Genomic DNA, 291 nt, shown 5'->3' on the forward strand with positions numbered 1-291 from the left:
GGGTTAATAGGGAAATTCCAATTAATGAGGCGTGAAAATACGAATGGATTAGGAGTGACTGTGTTGGAGCTAAGTCTCTATGAAAATACTGCACTTATTATATGCTTTGTGTTGTACGTTGGTAGTGTTATTGTTTATATTTCAAGGAAATTTTCGCAAGAAAGAGAGCTTGAAAAGTCAGAGATAACAGCTGAACTAGAAATGTTAGCTGATGAAAGTTATAAAAAACAAAAAATAAAAGAAGACCATGAAGCATCCCATCATTTAAACGCAAATAAGTTTTAAAGATGT

Annotated in this window: 1 protein-coding gene; it reads left to right on the top strand. The window is 32.6% G+C overall.

What is annotated here, in order from left to right; all coding sequences use genetic code 11:
- Nucleotides 1-24 precede the first annotated feature (24 nt).
- Nucleotides 25-285: a DUF3966 domain-containing protein gene (locus KVT27_RS24220; RefSeq protein ID WP_001250699.1), complete on the top strand. Its 261-nt coding sequence runs from the start codon at nt 25-27 to the stop codon at nt 283-285.
- The last annotated feature ends 6 nt before the right edge of the window (nt 286-291 follow it).

The sequence above is a fragment of the Lysinibacillus sp. GbtcB16 genome (genome assembly GCF_019091145.1).
Classification (GTDB): Bacteria; Bacillota; Bacilli; order Bacillales_A; family Planococcaceae; genus Lysinibacillus; species Lysinibacillus fusiformis.

What these genes read in the sequence shown, in the direction of transcription:
- KVT27_RS24220 (WP_001250699.1), top strand. Translation starts at nt 25, where the DNA reads ATGAGGCGTGAAAATACGAATGGATTAGGAGTGACTGTGTTGGAGCTA.